Here is a 26,008-nt window from a genome sequence, read left to right on the forward strand (position 1 = left end):
GAGGGGTGCTGACGTGCACAGAAGCGGTACAGGGAGTGAAGAGGAACCCACAGGAGGGAGTGGTGTGGACCACGAATTCCAGGAGTTCCTCGCCCTGGAGCGCGAGTTGGCCGTCTTCCTGCGCCGCGCCCGTGCGAACTCCGGCGAGATGGCCCGCGAGGTCCACCCGGAACTGGAGCCCGCGGCCTACGGACTGCTCGTACGCCTCGAGGAGTCGGGCCGACAGCGCGCCACCGACCTGGCGGCCTTCTTCGGAGTCGGCAAGGCGACCATGAGCCGGCAGCTCCGCGCGCTGGAGGAGCTCGGCCTCGTGACCCGCGAGCCCGACCCGGCCGACGGGCGCGCCTCGCTCGTCCGGCTCACCGACGAGGGGCTCACCCGCTTCCGGCAGGTACGGAACGCGCGGCGCGAGCGGTACGTGCGGAAGCTGGCCGACTGGGACCGCGGCGAGGTCGCCGAACTGGCCCGGCTGCTCCACCAGCTCAACACGAGGGCGGAGGGCGCGTAGGGCCTTGGGGCGTATGGGGCGCGTGGGGTCCCTCAGGCCGCCCGCAGCCGCGCGTACACCGCCGTCGCGTCGTCGTGCGTCTTCCCGCGCAGTGCACCGCCCCGGGCCGCGTCGGCGCGCTCCAGCGCCCGCACCCGCTCGATCAGCCCGTGCGGACCCTCCTTGCCGAGCAGCCCCATGAGGTCCGCCCAGCCGCCCTCCTCGAAGAGGTCGGCCCAGCGGGACGCCCCGTCGGTGAGCGCCGCCACCGCCCGGACCTCCGCGCGGGGTGTACGGCCCGTGACCGCGCGTCCCGCCACCTGCGGGTCCGCGGCCGCCGTGAAGAAGCCGCCTTCCTTGTTGCGCAGGGCGTCGGTCGCGCTCAACGAGCGGCGGATCTCCCGCGGGATCCGGTCCAGCCTGTCGTCCAGGACGGCTCGCACCGCCCCGTCCGGCGACTCCAGCAGCAGCGTCGAGTCGGAGAGGACGAGGTGCTCGACCCACTCCTCGTCCCAGCGCGCGACGACGACCGTCGCCTGCGGCGTACGCACGTGAGAAAGGTCACAGGTGTCCTGGTGGGTGTCCGCGGTGCGCCGGATGGACAGCGCGAGGACCTCGGTCAGCGGTGTATCCCGCCGCGAACCGGACAGTTCGATCAGTGCGCCACCGAGCCGGGCGGTGAACCACGGCACGCCGTGCACACAACCGTCATCTCCCTCGGGGGGAGTCACCCCGTCCAGGACCACCAGGGAACCGCCCTGGCCCGAGGCCGGGACGGCGACGGATGCCCAGTCCTCGTCGGGGCGTTCGGGATCGCCGGGCTCGGTGGCGAGTGCGACGTACATGATCCCCAGTCTGCCCGAGCCGCCACGACTCCTTCACGAAGCCCACCAGAACGCGCAATCGGCCTGTACCACCTTGGCGACCAGCGGCTTTTGGTCGGAATGATCGACTCCGACGGGCTGCGGGCGCGCATCCTGCCAAAGCCCGCGCGGAAGTTCCAGCCCGTGCCCCGGGCGCGGGCGGAGCACGCCCGCCGGCGAGTTGTTGACCAACTCCTGAGTGTTGTTCACTCGTTCGGGTGGCGGAGTGGCCGATGCGCGTCTCCCTCCCATAAGCGCTGGAATGGTCGTAAGCCGTACCAGGGGTGGGGGGCGTTCTCGTGTTGTGACCGGCCGTCACCTCTGCTTCATGGGCGGACGAGTCGAGAATGCGAGCACCGGTGCAGAAGAAGCGGCCTCGGGGCAAGGGCGTAACGCCCAGTACGGCGTCTTCGGGGCGGGAGACGACGACCCCCGCGACCCCCGCGGGGACCTCCCAGGCCGGACCGGCCTCCACCGGCACGGGCACGGGCACGGGACGCGAGGGCCTCGTCCCCGGTGGACGTAACGTCCGGGTGCGCAGCAGGCTCGTCGCCGGCGTCGCGGCCGTCTCCCTGACCGTCGTCGCGGCGGGAGCCCCGGGCGTCCTTGCGACCTCCGACGAACTGACCGAGTCCCAGCGGCTCGTCACCCTCGCCGAGCTCAACCGGCAGGCCGTCACCCTCGCCCACTCCATCGCCGACGAGCGCGACGAGGTCACCGCGTACATCGCGGCCGGCCGCGACGACCAGACCGGACCCAAGAAGAACCGCAGGGCGGTCTCCGCCAGCCGCAGCGCCCGTGTGGACCGCCAGATCGACGAGATCCGCGGCAACGTCCCGGCCGACCACGCCGATCTGACCCGCGGCCTCGCCACCGTGCCCTCCGTCCGGCGCAGCGCCCTGGGCGGCAAGGGCACCGCCCTGGAGGCGTACAAGGCGTACACCGACATCATCGCCGCGCTGCACACGCTCGCCGACGAGCTCGCCGAGAAGACCCCCGCCCGCGCCGCCGACTCCACCCGCGCGCCCGCCGCCCTCGGCCTCGCCGTCGAGCAGGCGTCGGCGACCCGCGGACTGCTGCTCGCCGCGCTCTCCGTCCCCGAGCCGTCGAACGACGGCCCCTCCTTCGACCCCGTCACCGGGCTCCGCGTCGAGGACGAGGGCGACAAGGAGACCGAGGCCGCACGGGACGCCCTGAGCGCCGCCGCCCAGCAGGCCCGCGTCCGCGAACTCGCCGCGCTCGCCGACTTCGACCAGGCCGCGAGCAGCGACGCCCGCGACCGCCTCGGCGCCACGGTCACCGGCCCCGACGTCAAGACCGCCGAGGGCTATCTCACCCGCCTCACCGACCAGCCCGAGCTCTCGGAGAGCGACCTCAAGTCCAACCGCGAGAAGGTCGAGTCGTCCCTCTCCGCCCGTATCGAGCAGATGCGAGGCGTCGAGTCCGCGCTCGCCTCCGCCCAGGTCGAGCGGCTGGGGCAGCTGCGCGACGACGACGTCACCGCCCTCGAGCTGCGCATCGCCCTGCTCGGCGGCTGCCTGATCGTCGCCGTCGGCATCTCCGCGGCCGTCGCCCGCACCCTCACCCGACCGCTCGCGGTCCTGCGCATCGGCGCGGCCCGACTCGCCGCCTCGCCCGAGCCCGAGGCCGAGGAGCCCGTCCGCTTCACCGGCCGCAACGACGAGTTCGCGCAGGTCGTACGGTCCCTCAACGCCCTGCACGGAAAGCTCGCCGACCTCGCCGCGCGCGCCGACCGGCTGGACACCTCGCACGACGACCTGGCGGCCACCCGCGAGGAACTGGCCACCCAGCGCGCCGAGCTCCAGGCCCGTGTCGCCGAGGTGACCGGGCAGCTGGAGCAGCTCCGGAAGACCGTCAGCCACACCTTCGTCAACCTCTCGCTGCGCACCCTCGGCCTCGTCGAGCGCCAGCTCGGCGTCATCGAGAAGCTGGAGGAGCGCGAGCAGGACCCGGAGCGCCTCGCCACCCTCTTCAAGCTCGACCACATGGCCACCGTCATGCGCCGCCACAGCGAGAACCTGCTGGTGCTGGCGGGTTCCGAGCACGGGCACGCCCACGCCGGCCCGGTGCCGCTGGTCGACGTCATGCGCGCGGCGGTCAGCGAGATCGAGCGGTACGAACGCATCACCATCCAGTCGCTTCCGCCGCACGCGCAGATCGCCGGGTTCGCCGCGGACGACCTCAGCCACCTGGTCGCCGAACTGCTGGAGAACGCCACCTCCTTCTCGCCGCCCGACGCCCAGGTCGAGCTGTCCGGCTGGCTGCTGGAGAGCGGTGAGGTGATGCTCTCCGTCCAGGACGAGGGCATCGGCATGACCCCCGGCCGGCTCGACGAGCTCAACGCCAGGCTCGCCGACCCGGAGCCCGCATCCGACATCGACGGGGAGGGCCTGGGCCTGAGGGTGGCCGCGCTGCTGGCCCGCCGGCACGGCGTACGCGTACAGCTGCGCGAGCAGAAGCAGGGCGGGATCGCCGCGGTCGTCGTCATCCCGCAGGCGCTGCTGCCGACCGCTCCGCCCACCGCCGCCCCGCAGACGGCCCCCATGCCGGGCGCCGCACCCACGCTGAACCTGCCGGGCTCGGTCGCCGAGGCCAACTCCAACGCGCTGCCGGGCCGCATGGCTGCGCGCGACCCGCTGATCGCGGCGGCAGAGCAGTCGATCCGTGCGACGGAGGCAGGGACGGAGGCCGTGGAGGCGAAGCCCGAGGCCGAGTCCGAGGCTGCCGCCGATGAGCCGCTCGCGCAGGGGCCCGCGCCGGCTGCTGCCGATGAGCCGCTCGCGCCGGAGCCCGAGCCGCTCGCGCCGGGGTCCGAGCCGGCTGACGCGCATGAGCCGCTTGCCGCCGCCGAGCCCGCCCCCGCTCCGGAGCAGGCCACGGCACCCGAGACCACCCTCCAGGTCCGCCTCCCGCACCCCTCGCCCGAGCCGGACGCCCACGAGCGGATCGCCGACGGCATCGACCGGATCGACGGCATCGACCGGATCGACGGCGCCGACGGCGAGGTCGGCGCCGCGGACGGCCCCGACGCGGCCGAGCCGATCACCGACAAGGGCCTGCCCAAGCGCACCCCCAGGATCGTGGCGCCCGCCACCGGGTCAGCGGAGCGAACCACGTCCGTCGACGCGGAAGCGCTGCGCCGCCGCCTCGGCGGCTTCCACCAGGGCGCGAAGGAGGGCCGCCGGGACGTCGAGGCGGAACTCGCCGAAGCCACGCAGAACACGCAGAACATCCGGACCACCGTTCAGGCAGACCAGGAAGACCAGGAACACAGCGAGGAATCGGGGGACACCGTCGAGGAGGCACGTAGTTGACCGCGACCGGAACATTCGGGCTGAGCAGCGAAGCCCGCAACCTTCACTGGCTGTTGGGCAACCTCGTGGAGGAGGTGCCAGGCGTCCGCTCCGTCGCCGTCGTGTCGTCCGACGGACTCCTGCTGCTGTCGTCCGACCCGGCGCACAACTCAGCCTCCGCCACTGCCACCACCGCACGCAAGGACGGCCCGCGCGGCTCCAGCGCCGATCTCGCCACGATCGTCTCCGGCATCGCCAGCCTCACCATCGGCGCGGCCAGGCTGATGGACGGCGGCGGCGTCAAGCAGACCATGGTCGCGATGGAGGAAGGCAGCGTCTTCGTGATGTCCATCAGCGACGGCTCGCTGCTCGGTGTGCACGCGGCCCCCGACGCCGACATGAGCGTTGTCGCGTACCACATGGCGCTCTTCGTCGGTCGCGCCGGACACGTACTCACCCCCGAACTCCGCAGTGAGCTGCGCAAATCGTTGGAGAGCGCCAAGTGATGTCCGCCGCAGAACCCGCCCCCCGGCTTCCCGTGCGCGGCGGGGGTAAACGCCCCGCCCGCGTCCGTCCGTACTCGCTCACCGGCGGCCGCACCCGCTTCGGCCATGTCCTCCTGGTCGAGACGTTCGTCGCCGCGCTCGAAGCGGCCGACGAGCGCAAGGAGCTGACGAACGGAAACCTGGCCTCCCGGGTCATGCCGGAGATGCGGGCCATCGTCGAGCTCTGCCGCCGGATGCGTACGGTCGCCGAGATCTCGGCGCTGCTGAAGATGCCGCTGGGCGTCGTCCGGGTCCTGCTCAGCGACCTGGCGGACCAAGGAAAGATACGTGTGTACGGGACCGGGTACGGCACCGGCCAGCCCGACCGCGCGCTGCTCGAAAGGGTGCTGAGTGGACTCCGTCGTCTCTGACCTCCCCACCGTCGTGGAGGACGAGAACGTACAGCCCTGGCAGACCGACCGCAGCCGTGCCCCGATCGCCACCAAGATCGTGGTTGCGGGCGGCCTCGGCGTGGGCAAGACGACCTTCGTCGGGTCGGTCTCCGAGATCACGCCGCTGCAGACCGAGGCGCTGATGACTCAGGCGAGTGAGGAGACCGACGATCTCACCGCCACGCCCGGCAAGCTCACCACGACCGTCGCGATGGACTTCGGCCGGATCACGCTCGACGACGAGCTCGTGCTGTACGTCTTCGGCACACCGGGCCAGCCGCGCTTCTGGTTCATGTGGGACGACCTGGTGCGCGGCGCGATCGGCGCGGTCGTGATGGCCGACACGCGCCGGCTGAAGGACTGCTTCCCGGCGCTCGACTACTTCGAGAGCTGCGGACTGCCCTACGTCGTCGCCGTCAACCACTTCGAGGGGACGCCGGCCTACGAGGCCGAGGACGTACGGGACGCCCTGACCGTGCCCCCGCACGTCCCGGTCGTGATCATGGACGCGCGCAAGCGGATCACGGTGATCGAGTCGCTGCTCGCGCTCGTGGGCCACGCGCTCGACGTCACCCCCGAACAGCCCCGTCCAGCCCCCGTCCCGTAACGAAAGAGCACCGCCATGCGGAAGATCCTCATAGTCGGCGCCGGTCAGTCCGGAACCCAGCTCGCCCTCGGCCTCCAGGCGCAGGGCTACGAAGTCACCCTGATGTCCAACCGCACGGCGGACGAGATCCGGTCCGGCCGGGTCATGTCCACGCAGTGCATGTTCGACAAGGCGCTCCAGCACGAGCGCGACCTCCAGATCAACTTCTGGGAGTCCCAGGCCCCGAAGATCGAGGGCCTCGGCGTCTCCGTCGCCGGCCCGGAGTCGCAGCGGGTCATCGACTGGGTCGGCAAGCTCGACGGCTACGCCCAGTCCGTCGACCAGCGCGTCAAGATGGCCGGCTGGATGGAGACCTTCGCACAGCGCGGCGGTCAGCTCGTCATCCACGGCGCCGCCGTCTCCGACCTGGACTACTTCTCCCGTACGTACGACCTGGTGCTCGTCTCGGCCGGCAAGGGCGAGCTGGTGTCCATGTTCGGCCGCGACGCCTCCCGCTCCCCGTACGCCGAGCCGCAGCGCGCCCTCGCCGTCTCCTATGTCCACGGCCTCGGCCCGCGCCCGGAGCACCCGGACCACGAGGCGGTCCGCTGCAACCTGGTGCCGGGCGTCGGTGAGCTCTTCGTCATGCCGACACTCACCACGTCCGGCCGCGCCGACATCCTCTTCTGGGAGGGCATTCCCGGCGGACCGCTCGACGTCTTCCAGGGCGTGAAGGACCCCGCGGAGCACCTCTCCGTCACCTTGGAGCTGATGGAGAAGTTCACGCCCTGGGAGTACGCCCGCGCGACGAAGGTGGAGCTGACGGACGCGGGCGGCACGCTGGCCGGCCGTTACGCCCCGACCGTACGCAACCCCATCGGCCGGCTGCCCGGCGGCGGGCTCGCCCTCGGCGTCGCGGACGTCGTCGTCGCCAACGACCCGATCACCGGCCAGGGCTCCAACTCGGCGTCGAAGTGCGCCGCGGCGTACCTCGCGTCGATCGTGGAGCACGGCGACAAGCCGTTCGACGAGGAGTGGATGCAGTCCACGTTCGACCGCTACTGGGACACCGCCCAGCACGTCACCAAGTGGACCAACGCGATGCTCGGCGTCCCGCCGGAGCACGTCCTCAACCTGATCGGCGCGGCGGGCGAACTCCAGCCGGTGGCGGACCGGTTCGCGAACGGGTTCAACGACCCGGCGGACTTCGAGAACTTCTTCTACGAGCCGGAGAAGACGAACGCCTACCTGGCCTCCGAGACAGGGGCTGCGCAGGCCTCCGACCAGTGATCCGGAAGTCGTCGGTGCCACAGTCGGGGTACGGCGACGAGCGCGGTCGCCGGGCGACGTGCGACCGCCCCCGGCCGCCGGGCGGCCGGGGGCGGTAGAGATCTACCAGTAGATGACGGCGTATCCAGCGCCGCCGTCCGCACCGGAGTCACCAGGGAAGGGGCGGTACTCGTCGTCCTCGCCGTCACCGCCGTCTCCGCCGCTGCCGCCGACACCGGCGGACTCGGGCAGGGCAACGATGCCGTCGGCGACCGCGCCGCCCCCGTCGCCGGTGATGCCATCGGAACCGGACCGGTTCGCACCGCCGGTGGAGCACGACCCGTCTCCGCCGTCACCGCCAGCACCCGGCGTACCGGGATCGGTGTCGTTGCTCGTACCTCCATCGCCTCCGGAGCCGCCCCCGGCGGTGAGGAGCTCGTTGCCGTTCGGCGCGTTGAAGGTGGTCGCGCCACCGTCGGTTCCGTCCCCGCCGTCCCGGCCCCGGCCACCACCGGGTCCGCTGTCGCCAGGGGTTCCGACGTCCACCAGGTAGGTCTCGCCTGGCTTGACCGAGACGAGACACCAGGTGAAGCCGCCACCACCGCCCCCGCCGCCGTCACCGCCGTCGGCATCCGGCGTGCTGCCACCCCCGCCACCGCCGCCGCCACCGCCGCCACCGCCCCAGGCCTGGACGAACACCGAGGTGACGCCCTCGGGAGGCGTGAAGGTCTCGTCCTCACTGAACTGCACCAGTCCGTGGAGGACTTCGGGGTACTTAGGCTCGTACTTGCCGTGTTCCTTGCCGTGTTCCTTGCCCTGGCCCTGGCCCTGGCCCTGGCCCTTGCCCTGGCCCTTGCCCTTGCCCTGGCCCTCGCGCTGGTCTTCCTGTTCCTTGCCGTGTTCCTTGCGCTGGTCCTCCTCGTCCTCGTCGTGGTCCTTGCTGTGTTCCTTGCGCTGGTCTTCCTCGTCCTCGTCGTGCTCCTTGCCGTGTTCCTTGCGTTGGTCTTCCTCGTCCTCGTCGTGGTCCTTGCCGTGGTCCTCGCGCTGGTCTTCCTGGTCCTCGCCGCGGCCCTCGCCGCGGCCCTCGCCGCGGCCCTTGCCGTGGTCCTTGCCGTGGTCCTCCCGGTCCTCGCCGCGGTCCTTGCCGTGGTCCTCCCGGTCCTCGCCGCGGTCGCCGGGCAGGGCCGCTTGCACATCGGTGTGCCGGGACTGACGGTCGTGAGATTCCAGATCGACTGCGTGAACATTAGGAGCCATCACCAGCAGTTGGCCGGTCACAGTGACCACGCCGGCTATCGAGGCGAGCAGGACCCGTGCGCGTCGCGCCCGGGGCAGTCCCATGGGGGGGATTCGATTGTTCATGTCTTGGCTTCCTTCCCCGCGGTCACAACGACTGCCGCGGGAGTGCGAGGGGGACAGCGTGCGGACCGACTGCCCGCACGAGACTCATCCCAGCCGCCGGCACTGCGGCGCGCGCGCCACCAGCGCGCTGCATGATCCGGTCAGGTGACCCTTTTTACCCGACTGGGGTAGACAGGGCGCATACCGATGCACCCAGTTACCGGCATATTTCCTGGTGGGGGGAGGGGTTCGGGCACCACGCACGTCCCCCTACGTCGCCGCACGCCCCGATCGCCCGGCCACGGCGAACGCTCCCGGCCCGGGCAGCGCGTGCGGCGTGGGGCGAGCTACTGGTCCCGGTCCGGCGTTTGGGGAGGGACACGCGGGCCACGCGGTCGGTACCGGGCGGGCTGTTTCAGCCGGTCCGTCCCGGCCCCGCCTCCGTACCGCCGCGCTCCAGCGCGCTTGGCGCGCCGAGCGCGGCCAGTTCCTGCGCAGAGAGCGACGCCAGCAGCTCTTCCACGTCCTTCAGCCGGGCCCGCAGCGTGTCGCGCTGTCTGCGCTGCTTCTCGGCGAGCGACTGCTGCTCGTCGAGGGCCTTACGGGACGCCGTCGCCAGCGCGTCGGCGCGGAGCGTCAGACGCGTCAGGCGGGCCATCGTCGCCACCCGGTCGCGGGCCGCACGCTCCATCAGATGCCCCTGGTCGAGAGCCTGCTGCGGGCTGCGGGCGAGTAGAAGGTGGAGGTAGAGGGAGAGTTCGGAGCGGCCCTGGTACTGCAGGCGGGCCAGCCGCCCCGCGTCGCGGCGACTGCGGGCGAGCGCGTTGCGGGCTTCGGCGAGTTCGGAGCCGAGGCGCTTCGTCTCGGCGTGCTGCTCCTCGCGCAGCTCTTCGGCCGCGGTGTACGCCTCGGCGGCTTCCTCCGCCTGCCGGTACAGCTCCTGGAGCCGGGTGAGCAGTCCGGCGATGCTGTGCGCCGCGGGGCCAGGCCTGCTCTCGGGGGCAGGCGGATGGGATGCGGCCGACGGTTCGGCGGCGGCCGACCCGCTTGCCGTGGCCGACGGGCTCGAGGCGCGCCGCACGCTCGCGTCGGCTGCACCGTCCGGGGAGCTGGAGTCGTCCGGTCCTGCGGTCGCGGCTGCTGTTGCCGCGAGCGCCGTGGCAGCGGCCAGTGCGGCCGTGCAGACCGAACGCAGCATCCTTCCTGGCACGGCATCACCTTCCCTCGGTTACAGGAGGGATGATGCGTCCGCGATCGTGTGACAACCGCTCGACTGGCCGGTCCGGCGCAACACCGTCACCCACGGGGGGCCGATTCGCGGGCTGTGCGGCGTGGCTGCTGGCTACGGGCCGACCGGCAGCGCGTACAGGGTGCTGTCGCGCCACACCACGGCGGTGCGTCCGGCGACGATGCCCCGGTAGCCGCTGGGCGAGGGCGACTGGCCACCTGCGTCCTGGAACTTCCACAGCCGGCTGCCGTCCTCCGTGCGGAACGCGGTGACCTGTGTGGGCTCCAGGGTCAGCACGGTGCGCCCGCTCGTGGACAGCAGCGGGCGCGGGCGCCCGCCGCCACCGGCCTCCGTCGACCGCACCCAGCGGCTCCGGCCCGTCGCCGCGTCCAGGGCGTACAGCTGGTGGTGCGCGGTGCCGAGGTAGAGGGTGCCGTCATGGACGACACCCTCCCCGAAGGCGTTCGGGCCGATGGCCCCCGGGGCAGGGGCGCCGGCCGCCTGCCACACGCGCTTGGCGCTGCGCGTGTCGAACGCGTGGAGGCCGGTGCCGACCGCCGCGTACAGCCTGCCCGCCGGGTCGCCGGAGACGGTGGTGTCCGGCAGTACGGCGGTGAAGTACTTGCCCCACACGAGCTTGCCGGTGACCCGGTCGTACAGCGTGAACAGCGCCAGGCCCTTGCCGGCCTTCCGCTGCTGCGCGGTGAGCGAGGCGCTGTCCTGCCGTACGAGGATGCCGTCGGGGCGCACCGCGACGCCCTGGTACTTCGGCAGCGCGCCGCGGGCGATGCCGTTCGGGACCTGGGTGCGCCAGAGCTCCTTGCGGGCTACGGCGTCGTACGCGAAGAGGTACGTGCCCGCGCCCGCCGTCCCGGTGAACCAGACGACCGGTCCGTCGGCGGCGGCGAGCGAGGTGACGTGTGCGGGGGCGGCGACGCGGTGCCTGATGCTGCCGTCCTGCGGCGAGAGCCACAGGAAGTTCGCCGCACCGATCACGAAGACGCTGTCGCCCGCGACGACGGGCCGGTGCGCGGCCTGCGCGCCCTGCTGCGTCCAAAGGCGACGGCCGGTGCGCAGATCGACGCCGGTGCTCCGGCGCGCGTCGCCGAGGACGACGACCCGGTCGCGCCACACGGCGGCTTCGAGGGGGCCGCTGTCCGTGTGCCGGTACGCCCAGAGGGGAGCGGGCGGCACTCCGGGGACGGGCGCGGGGGCCTTCGCCGGGTTCTCGGGCGTGGCCGCGGGCTCGGCGTCCCCACCGGCGACGGCCACCCCGATGCCTCCGCCGAGCAGCAGCCCGGCCACGCCGGCCACGGCCCCGGCGACCACCACACGCCGCTCGGCCCCGGCCTTGGCGGCCAGCACGGAGGCGGTGAGGTCGGACTTGGGAGCGGTGGGTGGTTCGGGTGGGGCGGGTGCCCCGGCGACTGCGGGTGCGTGTGCGACCGCAGGCGCGTGTGCGGGCGCCGCGGGGGTGCCGACGGACGGGGCCGGCATGCCACCGGCTGCGGGCAGGGCCGGCCCGGGTGCCCTCCCGCCCACCCGCGCCCGCGGGATGCCCAGGGCGGCGGTCATCTTGTCGCCGACGCGCAGGCCGACGGCCCCGAGGGCGAGGGTCTTCCGCCCGGTGCCGGGCTCCGCAGGCGCCCGGGCCGCCGACACCGTGGCCGCCTGGGCCGACAGGGCCGTCAGCAAGGACTCCGGGAGCCAGCCGTCCTTGGCCAGGGCCGATGCGCCCTCCAGGGCGAGCGTCGCCGCGGCCGTGCCGGCCGTGGGGCGCGAGGAGGGGTCCTTGGCGAGGCACGAGGCCACCAGCTCGCGCAACTCCTCGGGAATCCCGCCCAGTTCGGGGGCATCGGCCCTGATCGACGCGTCGTCGGGGAGGGCCGGGGTCGTGCCCGTGGCCGCGTACGCGAGGAGCAGGCCCAGGACGAAGACGTCCGACGCGGTGCCGGGCTGTTCGCCCGCGACCTGCTCCGGGGTGAGGTAGGCCAGGCGCACGGAGAGTCCGCCGCCCGGGCCCGCCTGGGCGTGGGCGGCGGCGCCGAGGGCGCCGAAGGCCGTGAGCCGGGGGCCGTCGGCCGCCAGCAGGACGGTCTCCGGGGTGAGGCCGTGCAGCACCGTGCCGGTCGCGTGGACCCGGGAGAGGGTCTCGGCGAGGCCCGCGCCCAGTATCCGTACCGCGCGCTCCGGCAGGGGCCCGGCGAGGGCGATGGCCTCGGCGAGCGTGAGGGCGGGGACGTAGGCGTACGCGGTCCACAGCCCCGGCCCGTCCGTGGCCCCGCCGGCCGGGGTGGGCACCCAGCCGCCCGCGAGCCGGTCCGCCGTACGAGCCTCCGCCTCGAAGCGGCGCCGGAACGCGGGCAGTGCCGCGAGCTCGGGCCGGGCGAGGGAGACGACGACGGTGGCGTCGTCCGGTCCGCCGTGTGCGACGTACTGGACGGTGCTCGCGGACTCGCGGAAGCGCGACAGCGTCGTGTACGGGCCGATGCGGCGCGGGTCGTCCTGCTGAAGCGGCTCCATCGGCGAGCTCCCCCCTGGTGGTGCGTTCGCGATGATCCTATTCGGTCACTGTGCGCCGCGCTTCGGCTTCGACCAGGGCCAGTTGAGGGTGCGGCGCTCGCGGCCGCCGGGGGCGTACTCGTACCGCCAGCCGCGCGGCAGCCCGAGCCGCTTGGTGTGGCCGGCCGGGACGCGGCGGTACGCGTAGACGGTGGGCGGCCCGCCCGCGTCGTCCGGCACCGGAACCTCGTACCACTGCGGGGGGTTGCCGGTGGGGCCGACGAGGACGGGCAGGACCCGGCCGTCCAGGGGGCCGCCGACGAAGGGGGTGTTCTCGCTTCTCACCCGCCCAGTCTCGCGCAGGCGCGCTGTTAATTCTCTTCCGCCGGTGGCTGCATCAGGTGACCCGCGTCGCCCACGACGGGGAGCACCCGGCGGGCGAGCGCCCCGACCGGCCCCGACGGGGTCTCCTGGGCGAGCAGCTCCCTGATGACACCGGCGGTCTCCTCGTCGGAGGCCGCGGTCGCGGCCAGCAGGGCGACGAGATGGTCGACGAGCCAGACCCGCAGTGCGTCGGCCGGCGGCTGCTTGTCCTCGTCCAGCCAGATCAGCGAGGCCGCCTCGACCGCGGCGATCCAGGTGCGCACCATCATCCGCAGCCGCGGGCCCGGGTCCGGGACCCCGAGGTGGACCAGGATCTGCTCGGCGGCGGCGCGCCGCACCTCGTCGACGATCGCGCTGGTACGGGACGTCTCGGCGACGCTGCCGCCGCGGAGGAGCGCGCTGAACGCGGCGTCGTGCTCGTCGACGAAGACGAGATAGCGGTCGAGGACCCGGCCGAGCCGCTCGGTGGGCGGCCCGGTGGGCGGCTCCGCGAAGCACAGCACGAGCGCGTCGGCGGAGCTGCGCAGGGCGGCTTCGTACAACTGCTGCTTTCCGCCGGGGAAGTAGCGGTAGACCAGCGGCCGGGACACCCCGGCGGCCTCGGCGACATCGTCGAGCGACACGTCCTCGGGCGCCCGGTGCCCGAACAGGGTGAGGGCGGCGCGGAGCAGCTGACTGCGCCGCTCCTCCACACTGAGGCGCCGGTACGCGCGATTCGCCGCGGGAGCACTCGGGGTCATACGGGCAGCGTAACCGCCGCGCCCACGGGCCCCGCCGCGCTGCCCCCCTCGCAGTGCGGCGTTCAGGCGAGCAGCCCCGAGCGCTTCCAGAGCCTGCGCCCCGCGCCCCGCAGCACGCCTATGTCGTCCAGGAAGTCGGTGAGGCGCTTGGCGCCCGTCTGCATCACCTCGCGGCGGTGGCCGCTCGCCTTCACCTGGGCAACCGCCTCGCGCCGGTCCAGGCCGACGTTCTCGTACACCTTGGGGTTGATGAAGCAGACGGAGAAGACCCGCGCCGCCTCGCCGCAGCTGAGGCGGGTGAACTCCTGCTCCCACCGCGGCGCGGTCACCATCTGGCGGCGCAGTTCCTCACGGGCGTAGCGCACATGGCGGGCCTCCTCCACCACGTGGATACGGGTCACGCCACGGACCAGCGTCTGGACGCGCTCGTCCGGGAAGGTGAGGCGCTGCATCCAGTCGAGGATCTCCTCGCCGAGCAGTGTCGCGGCGAACGAACCCGGCGTGGTCGACACGGTCTTCAGGACGCGCGCCAGATTGTGGTAGATCCGCGGCACCGGATAGGCCGGTGCGCCGCCCTTCTGGATCATCTTCGCGAACATCATCGAGTGCCGGCACTCGTCCGCGATCTCCGTGAGGGCGTACCGCACATGATTGCTGGTCACGGACTTGTCGTAGATGTGCCGCACGAGGAGCTGCATCAGGATGATCTCGAACCAGATGCCGAGCGACGCGAGCGACGCCGCCTCGTGCCGCGCCAGATCCATCCGCTGTTCCTCGGACATCTTCTTCCACAGCGGTGTGTCGTACAGAGACACCAGCTCGGGCGGCCAGAACCACTTGCCCTCCTCGATCGGGGCCTCCCAGTCGAGCTCCGTCTCGGGGTCGAAGGAGTGCTTGGCCGAGGATTCGAGCAGGCGCTCGGCGACCTGTTCGCGGTCCCGCAGCGGGCCGAGGGCGTCGCGGAGGAGCGTGAGATCGCGTGGGGTCACAGTCGTCATGCCTCTTATGAGACTGCGCGTCAGTAAGGCCGTCAATCCCCTGCGCGGCACTTGTTGACTGAGTGTCTACCAACGTGTGAGCCTGCCAACAGACCGTCAGTTCGTCAGTGCGAGGCGAGGGAGCCTTTCGTGTCGACGTTTGACCATTACACCAACCCGCCCCAGGAACCCGTCTGGTCCGTCCCGGCCTCCGGTGCCGCCCGCTTCAGCTGGGAGTACGACGACGGACGCGACCGCCTCCTCGCCCTCTACCGGAAGGGCAAGGACAAACAGTGGGACGGCGCCAAGCGGATCGACTGGGACCTCGAGGTCGACCCGTACGACCCGCTCGGCACCCCCGACGAAGCACTCAGCCTCTACGGCACCCGTCACTGGTCGAAGATGACCGAGAAGGACAAGGGCGAGCTGCGCCGGCACTACTCCTCCTGGCAGTTCAGCCAGTTCCTCCACGGCGAGCAGGGCGCGATGGTGTGCGCGGCGCGGATCGTCGAGTCCGTGCCCGACCTCGACGCGAAGTTCTACTCCGCGACCCAGACCATGGACGAGGCCCGGCACGCCGAGATCTACGGGCGCTTCCTGCACGAGAAGATCGGGATGCTCTACCCGATCAACGACAACCTGCAGGGGCTGCTCGGCGACACCCTGCGCGACTCCCGCTGGGACATGCCGTACCTCGGCATGCAGGTCCTCATCGAGGGGCTCGCCCTCGCCGCGTTCGGCATGATCCGCGACACGACCGACAAGCCGCTGCCCAAGCAGATCCTGGCGTACGTCATGCAGGACGAGGCCCGGCACGTCGCCTTCGGGCGGATGGCGCTGCGCGACTACTACAAGCAGCTCACGGACGCGGAGCTGCGCGAGCGCGAGGAATTCGTCATCGAGGGCTGCTACTTGATGCGGGACCGCATCCGTGGCCTTGAGGTGCTGGAGGGCTTCGGCATCCCGCGGAAGGAGGCGGAGGAGTACACCGAGCAGTCCGAGTTCCTGCACCTCTTCAGGAAGCTGCTCTTCAGCCGGATCGTGCCGTGCGTGAAGGACATCGGCCTGTGGGGCGAGCGGCTCCAGAGGGCGTACGTCGACATGGGCGTCTTCGAGCTCGGCGACTCCAACCTCGACCTGCTGATGAGCCAGGACGAGGAGCTCGCTGAACAGCTGGACCGTGAGCGCTTCGCGGCCGAGGAGGCCGAGCGGGTGGCGGAGGTGGAGGAGGCGATCGCGGAGGGCGGGGCCTGAGCGGATTTCCGGTGTACGCCGACGGTCCGGCGCGGCAGCATGGCGGCCATGACGCTCGCAGCCGACCGCCCCGCCGCGCGCCGCAGCCTTGAAGGACTCGCTCTCGGCGACGCCTTCGGGGAACGGTGGTTCCCGCTCTTCCGGGAGCCGCAGCAGGCCTACGACGACATTCAGGCCCGTCGCACGCCCCAGGAGCCCGACTGGCACTGGACCGATGACACCGCGATGGCCCTGGCTCTGCTCCGGGTCCTCGACGAGCACGGGACCGTCGACCAGGACCGGCTGGCCGCCTGCTTCGCGCTCACGTACGACGCCGATCCGGCGCGCGGCTACGGGCACGGGATGCACATGCTGCTGCCTGCTCTGCCGGCCGCTCCGGAGGACTGGCGCACGCTCGCGCCCGAGCTGTTCGAGGGCGGCAGTCTGGGCAACGGGGCGGCGATGCGGGTGGCGCCCTTGGGCGCCTGGTTCTCCCCGGACCTCGGACAGGTCGTCCGCCAGGCCGAGTTGTCCGCGCAGGTCACCCACTCCCACCCCGAGGGCGTCGCGGGTGCGGTCGCCGTGGCGGTCGCCGCGGCCCTGTCCGTACGCGGTGAACTGGACATCGCCGCGGTCGCCGACCGGACGCCGGTCAGCGCCGTACGGGAGGGGCTGGAGCGGGCCGCCGGGCTGCCGTTCACCACCGAGCCGTGGCGCGCCGCGGACGTCCTCGGGAACGGGCAGCGCATCCGGGCCGACGACACCGTGCCCTTCGCCGTCTGGACGGCTGCCCGGCACTCCGACGACCTGGTGGCCGCCCTGTGGGCCACCGCCGAGGGCTTCGGCGACGTCGACACCACCTGCGCGATCACCGGCGGCATCGTGGGCGCGGCGACCGGCGTCGACGCGGTGCCCGAGGAGTGGCTCAGCCGACGTGAGCGCCTTCCGGGCAGCTGACCAGGACGCACGCCGTGGTGGGCCGCTGATGTCATCCGTGTCGATCAACCGGCGCAGGCCCCGGGCCTGACCGGCGGGCTCACTCGACGCCCGGCGGAAACGACGTGCGCAGCGTGAACGCATAGGGCGTCGGGCCGTCCTCGCGCAGGTGCAGCAGGCGCTTCTCGTTCTCCTCGGCGACCGCGTTGACGGGGTCGAGGGCTTCGACAATGTCTTTCAACTCGGGGGAGTCGAGGGGGAATCCGAGTTGTGCGGCTCCGTTCCGCGGGCCGGGACCGCGCACCCGGCACCCGGCACCCGCCCGCACCCCCGTCAGGGCCCCGCCTCCCTCAGCGCCGCGGCCATCACCGCCCGCGCGATCGGTGCCGCGTCGCCGCCGCCGCTGATCTCCGCGCGGTTGGCCTCCGCGTCCTCGACGACCACCGCGACCGCCACCGCGGGGCGGGGTGCGTCATGGGCCTGGGCCCAGGCGATGAACCAGGCGTAGGGGATGCCCTTGTTGCCGATGCCGTGCTGCGCGGTGCCCGTTTTGCCGCCCACCACGACCCCACGCATCGCTGCCCGCCTCCCGGTGCCCTTCTCGACCGCCTCGATCATCATCCGCCGCAGCACCAGCGCCGTGGCCGGGTTCATCGCCCGCTGGTAGGAGCGGCTGGGCGTCTCCCGCACCGTGTCGCCGTCCCGCGTCGTGGTCCGCTCGACCAGGTACGGGTACGCCAGTTCCCCGCCGTTGGCGACGGCCGCGGCCACCATCGCCATCTGCAGCGGCGTCGCCGTCGTGTCGAACTGGCCGATGGACGACAGCGCCAGCTGGTCCACGCTCATGTGCCGGTCGAAATTGGAGACGGCGACCCCGGACGGGATCCTCAGCTCCTTGTCGTTGAAGCCGAATCTGCCCACCGCCTCCAGCATCCCGGGCAGCCCGACCTTCACCCCGAGGTCCGCCATCACGGTGTTGCAGGACCACTGGATCGCATACGAGAGCGATGCGTCCTCGCAGTCGCCCACGGGGTTGGGCAGCTTCGTCCTCGTCCCCGGGATGACATAGGGATCGGGCGTGTCGGTCGGGTCTTCGGGGTCGGTGACGACCCGGGCGTCCAGCGCCGCGGCCGCCGTCACGATCTTGAAGGTGGAGCCGGGCGGATAGGTCTGCCGGATGGCCCGGTTGAGCATCGGCTGTGTCTCCGACGCGATGAGCCGCTTCCAGGTGTCGGTGACGGCCGCACTGTTCCCCGAGAGCAGGCCCGGGTCGTACGACGGGCTGCTGACCAGCGCCAGGATCCTGCCGGTCGACGGCTCGATCGCGGCGACCGCGCCCCGCCGCCCGGCGAGACCGCGGTACGCGGTCTCCTGCAGCGAGGCCTTGACGGTGGTGACGACGCGGCCGCCCGGCCGGTGGGAGCGGGTGAGGTCGTTCCAGAGGGGGAGCGGGGCGAGGAGCGGGTCGGTACCGGACAGGACCGTGTCCTCGGCATGCTCCAGCAGGGTGGTGCCGTAGAGCTGGGACGCGTAACCGGTGACGGGCGCGTACAGCGGGCCGTTGCGGTACGTCCGCTCGTAGCGCAGTTGCTGCCGGGTGTCCTTGGAACCGGTGACCGGTTTCGAGCCGACGACGATGTCACCGCGCGGCGCTTCGTAACGGGCGATGACCGGGCGGCGGTTGGCCCGGTTCGCATTCAGCGCGTCGGCTTCGATCACCTGCACGCGTACGGCGTTGACCAGCAGCGCGACCAGCAGGATCAGGCAGAGCACGGCGGCGCGCCGGATGTATCGCGTCATCGTCCCTCCCCCGAAGGCGCGGCCACGGCGGGCGGCGGCTCCGTGACGGCTCCGGCCCCGACCGCCTCGGGGAGCGGGGCGCGGGCCGAGTCGCTGACGCGGATGAGCAGCGCGACGATGATCCAGTTGGTGACGACGGACGAACCGCCCTGTGCGAGGAAGGGCATGGCCATACCGGTGAGCGGGATCAGCCCGGTCACTCCGCCCGCGATGACGAAGACCTGAACGGCGAGAATGGCGGCCAGGCCGACCGCGACGAGGCGGCCGAAGGGGTCGCGCAGGGCGAGGCCCGCGCGGAAGCCGCGGGCCACGAGCAGCCCGTAGAGCAGGATGAGCGCGGCCAGCCCGGCGAGCCCCAGCTCCTCGCCCGCGGTCGCCAGGATGAAGTCGGACTTGGCGGCGAAGCCGATCAGGATCGAGTGCCCGGCGCCGAGCCCGGTGCCCTGGATGCCGCCGGCGGCGAAGGCGAAGAGCGACTGGGCGAGTTGCCCGGGCCCCTGGCCGGCCTCGATGGAGGCGAAGGGGTCGCGCCAGTCCTCGACCCGGCTGTGGACGTGCGGCTCGAGAGCGCCGACCGCGACCGCGCCGACCGCGGCGAGCAGCAGCCCTACGGCGATCCAGCCGGTCCTGCCCGTCGCCACGTACAGCATGATCACGAACAGCCCGAAGAAGAGCAGCGAGGTGCCGAGGTCCCGTTCGAGGACCAGGACGGCGACGCTGATGAGCCAGATCGTGACGATCGGGCCGAGGACGCGGCCGGTAGGGAACTGGAGCTTCCAGATCCGGCGGCCGGTGTAGGCGAGGGCGCTCTGGTTGGCGGCGAGATACGCGGCGAAGAACACCGCGAGCAGGATCTTGGCGAACTCACCGGGCTGGAAGGAGAGTCCGCCGAGCCGGATCCAGATCCGGGCCCCGTTCACGGCGGGGAAGAAGATCGGCACGATCATCAGGACCAGGGCGGCGGCGACGGAGACATAGGCGTACCGCTGCAGCAGCCGGTGGTCGCGGAGCAGCACGACGGCCGCGATGAAGAGCGCGACGCCGAGGGTCGACCAGACGAGCTGCGTGGGCGCGGCGCGGAAGCCGGGGGTCTCGAGGTCGAGCCGGTAGATCAGGACCAGGCCGATGCCGTTGAGCAGGACCGCGATCGGGAGGAGGAGGGGGTCCGCGTACGGGGCACGGAACCGTACGGCGAGATGGGCGAGCAGGGCGAGCAGACCGAGGCCCGCGCCGTACGCGACGGCGTCGGGCGGGACGGCGCCGTTGCGGGTGAGCCCGACGTCGACATAGCCGTAGACGGAGATGAGGACGGCGCAGACGAGGAGCGAGAGCTCGACCCCGCGCCGCTTCGACAGGCGAAGTGCGGGCGGGGGAGCGTCCGCTGCCGTTGCGGTCATGGCACGCAACGTAGCAAGCAGGGATCTTATGTCCTCTTATCTGTGGACTCAGGCGTGCCGTTGATCTGTGGACTCAGGCGTGCCGTCGGCGGTCGGCGAGCTGTCCTCGCCCCCGTCCCCACCTGCGTCCTCGTCCCCGCCGAGGTGGACGTACTCGGGCAGCCTCAGCCGGGCGAGTGCCCCGCCGTCCGGTGCGTTGGAGAACTCCAGCACCGCGCCGATCACCGCCGCCTGCCCGACGGCGATCGTCAGCCCGAGGCCATGGCCCTTGCCGCCCGACTCGGTACGGAACCGCTGGGGGCCGTGCTCCAGCAGATACGGCGGATATCCGGTGCCGTGGTCCCGTACCGACACCACGGGCCCGTCGACCGACACGACGACCGGCCGGTCCCCGTGCGTGTGGGCGTTGGTGATCAGATTGCCCAGCACCCGTTCCAGGCGGCGCTTGTCGGTCTCGACGCTCGCCGGCCGCACGATCCGCAGCTCCGTCTCCGAACCGGCCGCCCGCGCCGCCCGGACCATCCGCTCGGTGACCGGTGCGAGTTCGTGGATGTCGAGATCCACGGTCTCGCCGCCCGCGTCCAGCCGGGAGATCTCCAGCAGGTCCTCGGTCAGGGCGCGCATCGTACGGACCCGGTCCTGGACGAGCTCCGACGGTCGGCCCGGCGGCAACAGCTCGGCCGCGGCGGAGAGCCCGGTCAGCGGGGTGCGGAGCTCGTGCGCCACATCGGCGGTGAAGCGCTGCTCGTTGAGCAGCTTCTCCTGGAGCGTGGAGGCCATGGTGTCCAGCGCGCCGGAGACCGTGGCGACCTCGTCCTCGGGCCGCGAGGGGTCCTTGGTGCGGGGGTCGTTGACGCGGGCGTCCAGATCGCCCGCGCTGATACGGCGGGCCACCTGCGCGGTCAGATGCAGCCGGCGGGTCACGCGGCTCACCGCGAACGCGCCCACCAGCAGCGTGGCGCCGATCGCGAGGACGGAGGAGCCGAGGATCGCACGGTCCAGATTGCTGATCGTGTCCGCGCTGAGGGTGTAGTCGACGTGCACGGCTATGGCCCGTCCGTCGGCCGGGCCCGCGGCCCACATGGTGGGCCGGTCCCGGAAGTCGGAGACGACCGTTCCGCGCTTCCCGCTCAGGGCGAGGTTCCGCAGCTCGGTCGGCAGCCCCGGCGGATCGATCTCGCCGTACCAGGCGAGCGGCTCGCCCGCCTCGTACGCCTCCGTCACGTCCTCCAGGCGCGAGAGGGCCTTCTCGCGGGCCTGGTCCACGGTCTGGCGTGTCACGGACACATGGACCAGCGCGCCGAGCAGCGCGGCGAGGGCGCAGCACATGACGGTGATGAAGAGTGCGGCCTTCCAGGTCAGCGTCGCGGTCCAGGCGGGGAGGCGGGGGAGGAGCGGATGGCGGTGGGCGCGGCGGGCGCGGATGTTGCGGGTACGGGTACGGGTACGGGTACGGGTGCGAGTGCGGGTGGTGCGGGTGCGGTGCGGGGTCATCGGGTGGCCTCCGCCGACGGAACGGGCATCGGGGGCGCCGACGGCTTGACGCGGATGATCTCGTCGCGGGCGGGGAGCATCGCGCGCTGTTGTTCGTCCCAGGACCAGGCGGTGCGGTACTCGTACCCGGGGATACCGGCCGACACGGCGCGGATGATCAGGTCCTTGCCGGCGACCTCGACCCGGACGACCGCGTCCGAGTCGGACATGATCCGCGTCAGCCCGCCGTTCTCCGGCATGTAGACCCGCATCGCGGTGCGCTGCTCGGGCATCGTGATGGCGAGGATCAGCTCGTCCTTCCCGTCGCCGGTGAGGTCGCGGTAGTACGGCCTGAGTACCGGGCAGGTGCTGGGCTTCGACCTGCAGTCGCGGATCTGCCGGGCCGTCTGCGGGTAGAGCCCCTCGGCTCCTGTGACCTCCTCGGGGTGGGCGGCCACCTCGGCCTGGACGACGGCGACCGGGTCCAGGGAGTGGACGTCGCCGTCCCGCACCGTGATCCCCGGGATGCGCGTGGTGTCGCTCTCCCCGTAGTCGACGGGCGGCGCCGAGATCGGCGGCAGCTCCGGCCACAGCTCCACGGGCCCCACGGCCGTCGGCGTCGCCCCCGCGCTCTCCAGCCGACCCGCGCCCCCGCACCCGGACAGCAACAGGACCCCGGCGATCGCCGCGAGCGCTGCGCCCATGGCGGTGCGGAACGGATTCACGGAGCTGGCTCCCTGCTGATGCTGCGGCGACGCCGTCTTGCGCGTCAGACGGGGCTCGGGCCGGTCGGTCTTTCGGTCAACCTTAAGCGGAAGGGCGTACTCGCCGAGAAGATAGATGCTATCTGTCCGCTATTGCGATGATTCGGCGGGGCTTCGTCGGTTGTGTAACGGTGGGGCTCCGTGGGAGCCCGTCCGGCGTTCGACGACGGAGACGGGGGCGGCGCGGATGGTACGGGTCACGTCCCGTGAGGCTGGGCGCGGCTCCCGCCCAGCCTCACGCCCCCACCGACAGCGCCCGCCTGCACAGCGTCAGCAGGCGCTCGTCCCGTTCGATGTCGTGGGTGCCGGAACCCCCGTCGAGGACGTTGTGGCGGCGTGGCCGGGCCAGCTCGGCACGCAGGAGCGGTGCGGCGGGGGATGCCGCGGGGCCCATTTCGGAGAGGCATTCGGCGACCTCCACGCGGCCGTAGCGGTTCTCCTCCCAGGCCGAGAGCAGGACCGGGAGCGCGTCCCGGGTGTCCCCGGTGACGCGCCAGAGGGCGATCGCCGCGTCCATGCGGAGCCACCGTTCGCGGGAGGCGAGGAGGTCGTGGAGGGCGGGCGCCGCGGCCGATGCGCGGGGACCGAGGAAGCCGAGCGCGGCGGCCGCCGCGCGGCGCGCTTCGGGGCCGTCCGCCGCGAGGAGCTCCCGCAGCGGCGGCAGTACGGAACCGGCGTCACCGGAGACCGCCCAGAGCGCCCTCGCCGCGGCTGCGGCAACGGACGAGCACGGGCTCCCCAGCAGCTCGCGCAGCTGCGGCGCGGCGGGCAGCGCCGCGGGCCCGAACGCCGTGAGGGCCCGCAGCGCGGACTCCGTCACCCACTCGCCGCCCCGCTCCGGGGCGCTCCGCAGCACCCGCAGCACCTCGGGCAGCGCCTCGGCCGCCCGAAGTGCCCCCAGCGCGAGCATCAGCGGGACCGTCCCGTCGTCGAGCTCGGCCTCGGCGAGGCGGCGCCGCAGGACCGGCGCGAGCGGCGCGGCGGCGGCCCCGAGATACGGCACCGCGAACGCCACCTCACGCGGCAGCTCCGGCTTCTCCAGCGCCGCGGCCAGCGCCGGCACGGCGCGCGGGTCGCCGAGCCTGGCCAGCGCGATCAGCGCGCGGTCGTCCCGCGCGGCGCCACCCGCACCCCCGTCCCGGTTCCGGTCCCCGTTCCGGCCCTCGTCCACCTCCGTGAGCCGCGCCGCGAGCGCGTCCGCCGCGGGCAGTGCCAGCCCGAAGAGGCTCTCCAGCAGGCTCGCCGCCGCCGCCCGCAGCCGTGGCTCCGGATCGCCGAGCTGCGCCCCGACGCACCGCACCAGCTCGTCGTACGGTCCCCGCCAGGTCCGCATCAAGCCGTGGCACATCCACACGGCGTCCGTACGCTGCGCAGGGTCCCCGCTGCTCAGCCGGCCCACGAGCAGCGCGATCCGCTCGTCGACCCGGTCGCCCAGCGCCGAGTGCAGCGTCCGCAGCAGGTCGTCCGTGCCGCAGCCCTCGCCGGTGTTCCCCGGCTCGTCCGCCTCACGCAGCAGCGCCGTCGCCGTCGCCGCGACATCGGGCGGCAGGCTCCCCGGCCCGCACCTGGCCAGCTGGGTCAGGGCGGACAGCCGCAGACAGGGCGCGTGCGCCGGGGCCAGCAGCCCGGTCAGCCAGTCCACCGCCTCCGCGCGCAGAGCGGCATGGCGCAGGGCGATCCGGCCCACCGCCTCGACGAGCGCGAGCCGCACCTCCGTGTCAGGCTCGGCCTCCAGCCGGTCGCGCAGCAGCGCCAGCACGCGCGCGGGCTCCCCGTGCAGCATCGCCAGCGCGCACGGCGCGGCGAGCCGTACCCCGGGGTCATCGTCCGAGAGCAGCCCGACGAACACGTCCGCACCGGCGGCGACGGCGGCGGCTGCCATCGCGTAGTTGGCGGCCTCCTCGAACTCCTCCTCGTCCGGGTCGGGCTCGTCGTCCCCGTCCAGCTCGATGCCCCCGATGCTGGTCAGCAACTCCACGACGGCTCCCCGGTCCTGGACATCGGGGCTGGCCACGAGCTCCAGCAGGAACGGGATGCAGGCCAGGGTCGAGTCGTACACATCGCCCTGGTGGTGCACCGCGGCGTACATCGCGTCGAGCGCGGCCTCCCGCTCGACCGGATCGGGCGACGCGAGCCCGCGCAGCAGGCCCGGGACATCGTCCGCCGGACCGTACGCATGGCCCAGCGACGCCCAGTCGACCTCGTCGATCCCCGTGAACACGCCGTTCCCTCCCGCGAGCCAGGTGCCGGGCCGCATCCGGCCGATCGGGCCGGATCAGCGCCCGGGCCCTGTCCGGACTGATCGGCCGGACAAGACCTAGGGGAGAGTGTGCACCAGGACTGCGACAACGAGGACTTCGAAAACCGCCACGCCGCACAGGCCCGGTCCCCCGTCCGGGATATTGCCCCTCCGGCGCGCCTCCTGCTCCCATGGGTGGTGGGGGTGAGGGAGCGATGGGTATGACCGGACTGCGTGTCACGCCGACGGTGAGGTACGGCCGTTCACGGCTGTACGTCAGCCTTCCGGGCGGACGCAACGCCGCCTGGTACGACCGCGACACCAACCGCGTCAGCCTCGTCCTCGCCGAACTCCGCGACGAGGTCCTCGCCGCCCTCGCCCCGTACCTGACCGGCGAAGTCACGGTCGGGCCCCCGCCCGTCCCGACCGCCGACGAGCTCGTCCGGCTCGCCCTCCACCCCGACGACGACCTCGCCCCCAACCGCCCGGGCGAGGCCCTGCACCTCGCGCTGGACAGTGCGCACAGCAGGCGGCATCTGCGCGCCGATCCGCGGCTCGCCGAACTCGACGCCCAGCAGCGGCTCGGCGCGGAACTCGACCGGCTGGAAGGCGCCGGCTGGCGGGTGCTGCACTCCGTGCCGCTGCCCGGTACCGACCGCATCGACCATCTGGCGATCGGCCCGGCGGGCGTGTTCGCCGTACGCACCCTCGCGGCCCGCGGCCGTCGCGTCCGGGTCGCCGACCCGCTGGTCGCGACGGGCCGCGCCGAGCCCCGCCCCGAGCTGCGCTGGGCCCGCAGGGGAGCCCAGCGGGCCTCGCTCGCGCTGGCCGCGGCCGTCCGCCCCGTGCTCGCGGTGGTCGGGGCGGCACGGCTCGACGTGCCGCCCGTGCCGAGGGACGTACGGATCGTCGCCGACACCGAGGTGGCGGCGCTCTCCCGGCTCGGCGGCGTCCTGAAACCGGCGGACGTCGAGTCGCTGTACGGGCGCGCCCGTGACCGCAGGACCTGGCTGCGCGCCTGACCCCCGCGACAACAGGTCGAGCGCGGGTGGTCGGTGCGGGTGGTCGGTGTGGGTTGTCAATGCAGGTTGTCAGCGCAGGTTGTCCCCCCAGCCGCCCTGCAGCATCGTCTGGAACGCCCACTTCCCGTCCCGCTTGATCAGGATGTCCGCGTACCGCAGCCGCTGCTCGGTGGCGCCCATGGTCATGACCGAGTCGGTGAAGACCACGACCATCGCCGAGGTGAGGAACACGGGCGTGCGCGTCGAGTCGAAGGTGATGTCGGTGGAGCCGTCGCCCATCACCCGGGTCATGGTGGCGACGAACTGCTCGCGGTCCCACTGCGCGGACGCGCCGTTGCCCGCCGAGTCGTCGCTCACCAGATTGAGCGGAAAGACCGCCATGTCGGCCATCCGCTCGATGTCACGCCGGCCGCTCGCCGCGTCGTACTCGGCGAACCACTCCTCGATGCTCGCGAGCTCGCCGGGGGTCGGGATGTAGCCGGTGTCGGGCAGCTGGGGCACGGTCACGCGCACTCC

At 72.7% G+C, this 26,008-nt stretch carries 23 protein-coding genes; 9 read left to right on the forward strand and 14 right to left on the reverse strand.

Going from position 1 to position 26,008, the window contains the following annotated elements; genetic code table 11:
* Positions 1–13 precede the first annotated feature (13 nt).
* Positions 14–508 carry a MarR family winged helix-turn-helix transcriptional regulator gene (locus ACWCXB_RS01545; RefSeq protein ID WP_450717794.1) on the forward strand — a complete coding sequence of 165 codons (495 nt, stop codon included), beginning with the start codon at positions 14–16 and terminating at the stop codon, positions 506–508.
* 32 nt (positions 509–540) lie between these two features.
* Here the strand turns inward: ACWCXB_RS01545 and ACWCXB_RS01550 are convergent, their stop codons facing one another.
* Positions 541–1,332 carry a hypothetical protein gene (locus tag ACWCXB_RS01550; protein ID WP_450717796.1) on the reverse strand — a complete coding sequence of 264 codons (792 nt, stop codon included), beginning with the start codon at positions 1,330–1,332 and terminating at the stop codon, positions 541–543.
* A 377-nt stretch (positions 1,333–1,709) separates the two neighbouring features.
* Between ACWCXB_RS01550 and ACWCXB_RS01555 the strand changes: the two genes are divergently transcribed.
* The 5 genes from ACWCXB_RS01555 to ACWCXB_RS01575 are packed head-to-tail and all read left to right on the forward strand — an operon-like array spanning position 1,710 to position 7,477.
* Complete coding sequence (locus ACWCXB_RS01555; protein WP_450718190.1) at positions 1,710–4,685, forward strand: nitrate- and nitrite sensing domain-containing protein; 2,976 nt, start codon at positions 1,710–1,712, stop codon at positions 4,683–4,685.
* A complete protein-coding gene (locus ACWCXB_RS01560) occupies positions 4,682–5,170 on the forward strand; it encodes a roadblock/LC7 domain-containing protein (protein WP_450717798.1) in 489 nt (162 codons plus the stop codon). Before ACWCXB_RS01555 ends, ACWCXB_RS01560 begins: the two co-directional genes overlap by 4 nt.
* Positions 5,170–5,580: a DUF742 domain-containing protein gene (locus tag ACWCXB_RS01565; RefSeq protein WP_450717800.1), complete on the forward strand. Its 411-nt coding sequence runs from the start codon at positions 5,170–5,172 to the stop codon at positions 5,578–5,580. The genes ACWCXB_RS01560 and ACWCXB_RS01565 overlap by 1 nt, the downstream gene beginning before the upstream one ends.
* Positions 5,561–6,208 (forward strand): GTP-binding protein, encoded by a 648-nt coding sequence (locus ACWCXB_RS01570; protein ID WP_450717802.1) that lies wholly within the window; start codon positions 5,561–5,563, stop codon positions 6,206–6,208. The genes ACWCXB_RS01565 and ACWCXB_RS01570 overlap by 20 nt, the downstream gene beginning before the upstream one ends.
* Positions 6,209–6,223: 15 nt before the next feature.
* Complete coding sequence (locus ACWCXB_RS01575) at positions 6,224–7,477, forward strand: styrene monooxygenase/indole monooxygenase family protein (protein ID WP_450717804.1); 1,254 nt, start codon at positions 6,224–6,226, stop codon at positions 7,475–7,477.
* A 102-nt stretch (positions 7,478–7,579) separates the two neighbouring features.
* Here ACWCXB_RS01575 and ACWCXB_RS01580 read toward each other — a convergent pair whose 3' ends face one another.
* From ACWCXB_RS01580 to ACWCXB_RS01605, 6 genes are all read right to left on the reverse strand, one after another.
* Positions 7,580–8,818 (reverse strand): hypothetical protein, encoded by a 1,239-nt coding sequence (locus tag ACWCXB_RS01580; RefSeq protein ID WP_450717806.1) that lies wholly within the window; start codon positions 8,816–8,818, stop codon positions 7,580–7,582.
* A 394-nt stretch (positions 8,819–9,212) separates the two neighbouring features.
* Positions 9,213–10,007 carry a hypothetical protein gene (locus tag ACWCXB_RS01585; RefSeq protein WP_450717808.1) on the reverse strand — a complete coding sequence of 265 codons (795 nt, stop codon included), beginning with the start codon at positions 10,005–10,007 and terminating at the stop codon, positions 9,213–9,215.
* Positions 10,008–10,139: 132 nt separating this feature from the next.
* Positions 10,140–12,548: an outer membrane protein assembly factor BamB family protein gene (locus ACWCXB_RS01590; RefSeq protein WP_450717810.1), complete on the reverse strand. Its 2,409-nt coding sequence runs from the start codon at positions 12,546–12,548 to the stop codon at positions 10,140–10,142.
* Between the two features lie 45 nt (positions 12,549–12,593).
* Positions 12,594–12,872, reverse strand: a complete 279-nt coding sequence (locus ACWCXB_RS01595) for a hypothetical protein (RefSeq protein ID WP_450717812.1) — start codon at positions 12,870–12,872, stop codon at positions 12,594–12,596.
* Positions 12,873–12,898: 26 nt separating this feature from the next.
* On the reverse strand, positions 12,899–13,651 hold the full coding sequence (locus ACWCXB_RS01600) for a TetR/AcrR family transcriptional regulator (protein WP_450717814.1): 753 nt from the start codon (positions 13,649–13,651) through the stop codon (positions 12,899–12,901).
* Positions 13,652–13,713: 62 nt separating this feature from the next.
* Positions 13,714–14,649, reverse strand: coding sequence for an AurF N-oxygenase family protein (locus ACWCXB_RS01605; protein WP_450717816.1), 936 nt, complete (start codon positions 14,647–14,649; stop codon positions 13,714–13,716).
* A gap of 129 nt (positions 14,650–14,778) precedes the next feature.
* Here ACWCXB_RS01605 and ACWCXB_RS01610 point away from each other — a divergent pair, with 129 nt between their 5' ends.
* A complete protein-coding gene (locus ACWCXB_RS01610) occupies positions 14,779–15,882 on the forward strand; it encodes a ferritin-like domain-containing protein (protein WP_450717818.1) in 1,104 nt (367 codons plus the stop codon).
* A 48-nt stretch (positions 15,883–15,930) separates the two neighbouring features.
* Complete coding sequence (locus ACWCXB_RS01615) at positions 15,931–16,818, forward strand: ADP-ribosylglycohydrolase family protein (RefSeq protein ID WP_450717820.1); 888 nt, start codon at positions 15,931–15,933, stop codon at positions 16,816–16,818.
* 79 nt (positions 16,819–16,897) lie between these two features.
* Here ACWCXB_RS01615 and ACWCXB_RS01620 read toward each other — a convergent pair whose 3' ends face one another.
* From ACWCXB_RS01620 to ACWCXB_RS01645, 6 genes are all read right to left on the reverse strand, one after another.
* Positions 16,898–17,038 carry a hypothetical protein gene (locus ACWCXB_RS01620; RefSeq protein WP_450717822.1) on the reverse strand — a complete coding sequence of 47 codons (141 nt, stop codon included), beginning with the start codon at positions 17,036–17,038 and terminating at the stop codon, positions 16,898–16,900.
* A gap of 92 nt (positions 17,039–17,130) precedes the next feature.
* The gene (locus ACWCXB_RS01625; protein ID WP_450717824.1) at positions 17,131–18,597 is read right to left on the reverse strand and encodes a penicillin-binding transpeptidase domain-containing protein; all 1,467 of its coding nucleotides are present in this window, start codon (positions 18,595–18,597) and stop codon (positions 17,131–17,133) included.
* Positions 18,594–19,994, reverse strand: coding sequence for an FtsW/RodA/SpoVE family cell cycle protein (locus ACWCXB_RS01630; RefSeq protein ID WP_450717826.1), 1,401 nt, complete (start codon positions 19,992–19,994; stop codon positions 18,594–18,596). The genes ACWCXB_RS01625 and ACWCXB_RS01630 overlap by 4 nt, the downstream gene beginning before the upstream one ends.
* A 48-nt stretch (positions 19,995–20,042) precedes the next feature.
* Entirely contained in the window at positions 20,043–21,488 is a 1,446-nt protein-coding gene (locus ACWCXB_RS01635) for an ATP-binding protein (RefSeq protein ID WP_450717828.1), read from the reverse strand.
* The gene (locus tag ACWCXB_RS01640) at positions 21,485–22,192 is read right to left on the reverse strand and encodes a hypothetical protein (RefSeq protein ID WP_450717830.1); all 708 of its coding nucleotides are present in this window, start codon (positions 22,190–22,192) and stop codon (positions 21,485–21,487) included. Before ACWCXB_RS01640 ends, ACWCXB_RS01635 begins: the two co-directional genes overlap by 4 nt.
* A 274-nt stretch (positions 22,193–22,466) precedes the next feature.
* Entirely contained in the window at positions 22,467–24,452 is a 1,986-nt protein-coding gene (locus ACWCXB_RS01645) for a HEAT repeat domain-containing protein (RefSeq protein ID WP_450717832.1), read from the reverse strand.
* Positions 24,453–24,691: 239 nt separating this feature from the next.
* On the opposite strand from ACWCXB_RS01645, the gene ACWCXB_RS01650 reads away from it, so the two are divergent.
* Positions 24,692–25,492 (forward strand): nuclease-related domain-containing protein, encoded by an 801-nt coding sequence (locus tag ACWCXB_RS01650; protein WP_450717834.1) that lies wholly within the window; start codon positions 24,692–24,694, stop codon positions 25,490–25,492.
* Positions 25,493–25,561: 69 nt separating this feature from the next.
* Here the strand turns inward: ACWCXB_RS01650 and ACWCXB_RS01655 are convergent, their stop codons facing one another.
* Positions 25,562–25,993, reverse strand: coding sequence for a nuclear transport factor 2 family protein (locus ACWCXB_RS01655; RefSeq protein WP_450718192.1), 432 nt, complete (start codon positions 25,991–25,993; stop codon positions 25,562–25,564).
* Positions 25,994–26,008: the final 15 nt, after the last annotated feature.

It is taken from the genome of Streptomyces sp. NPDC001514 (assembly GCF_053597075.1).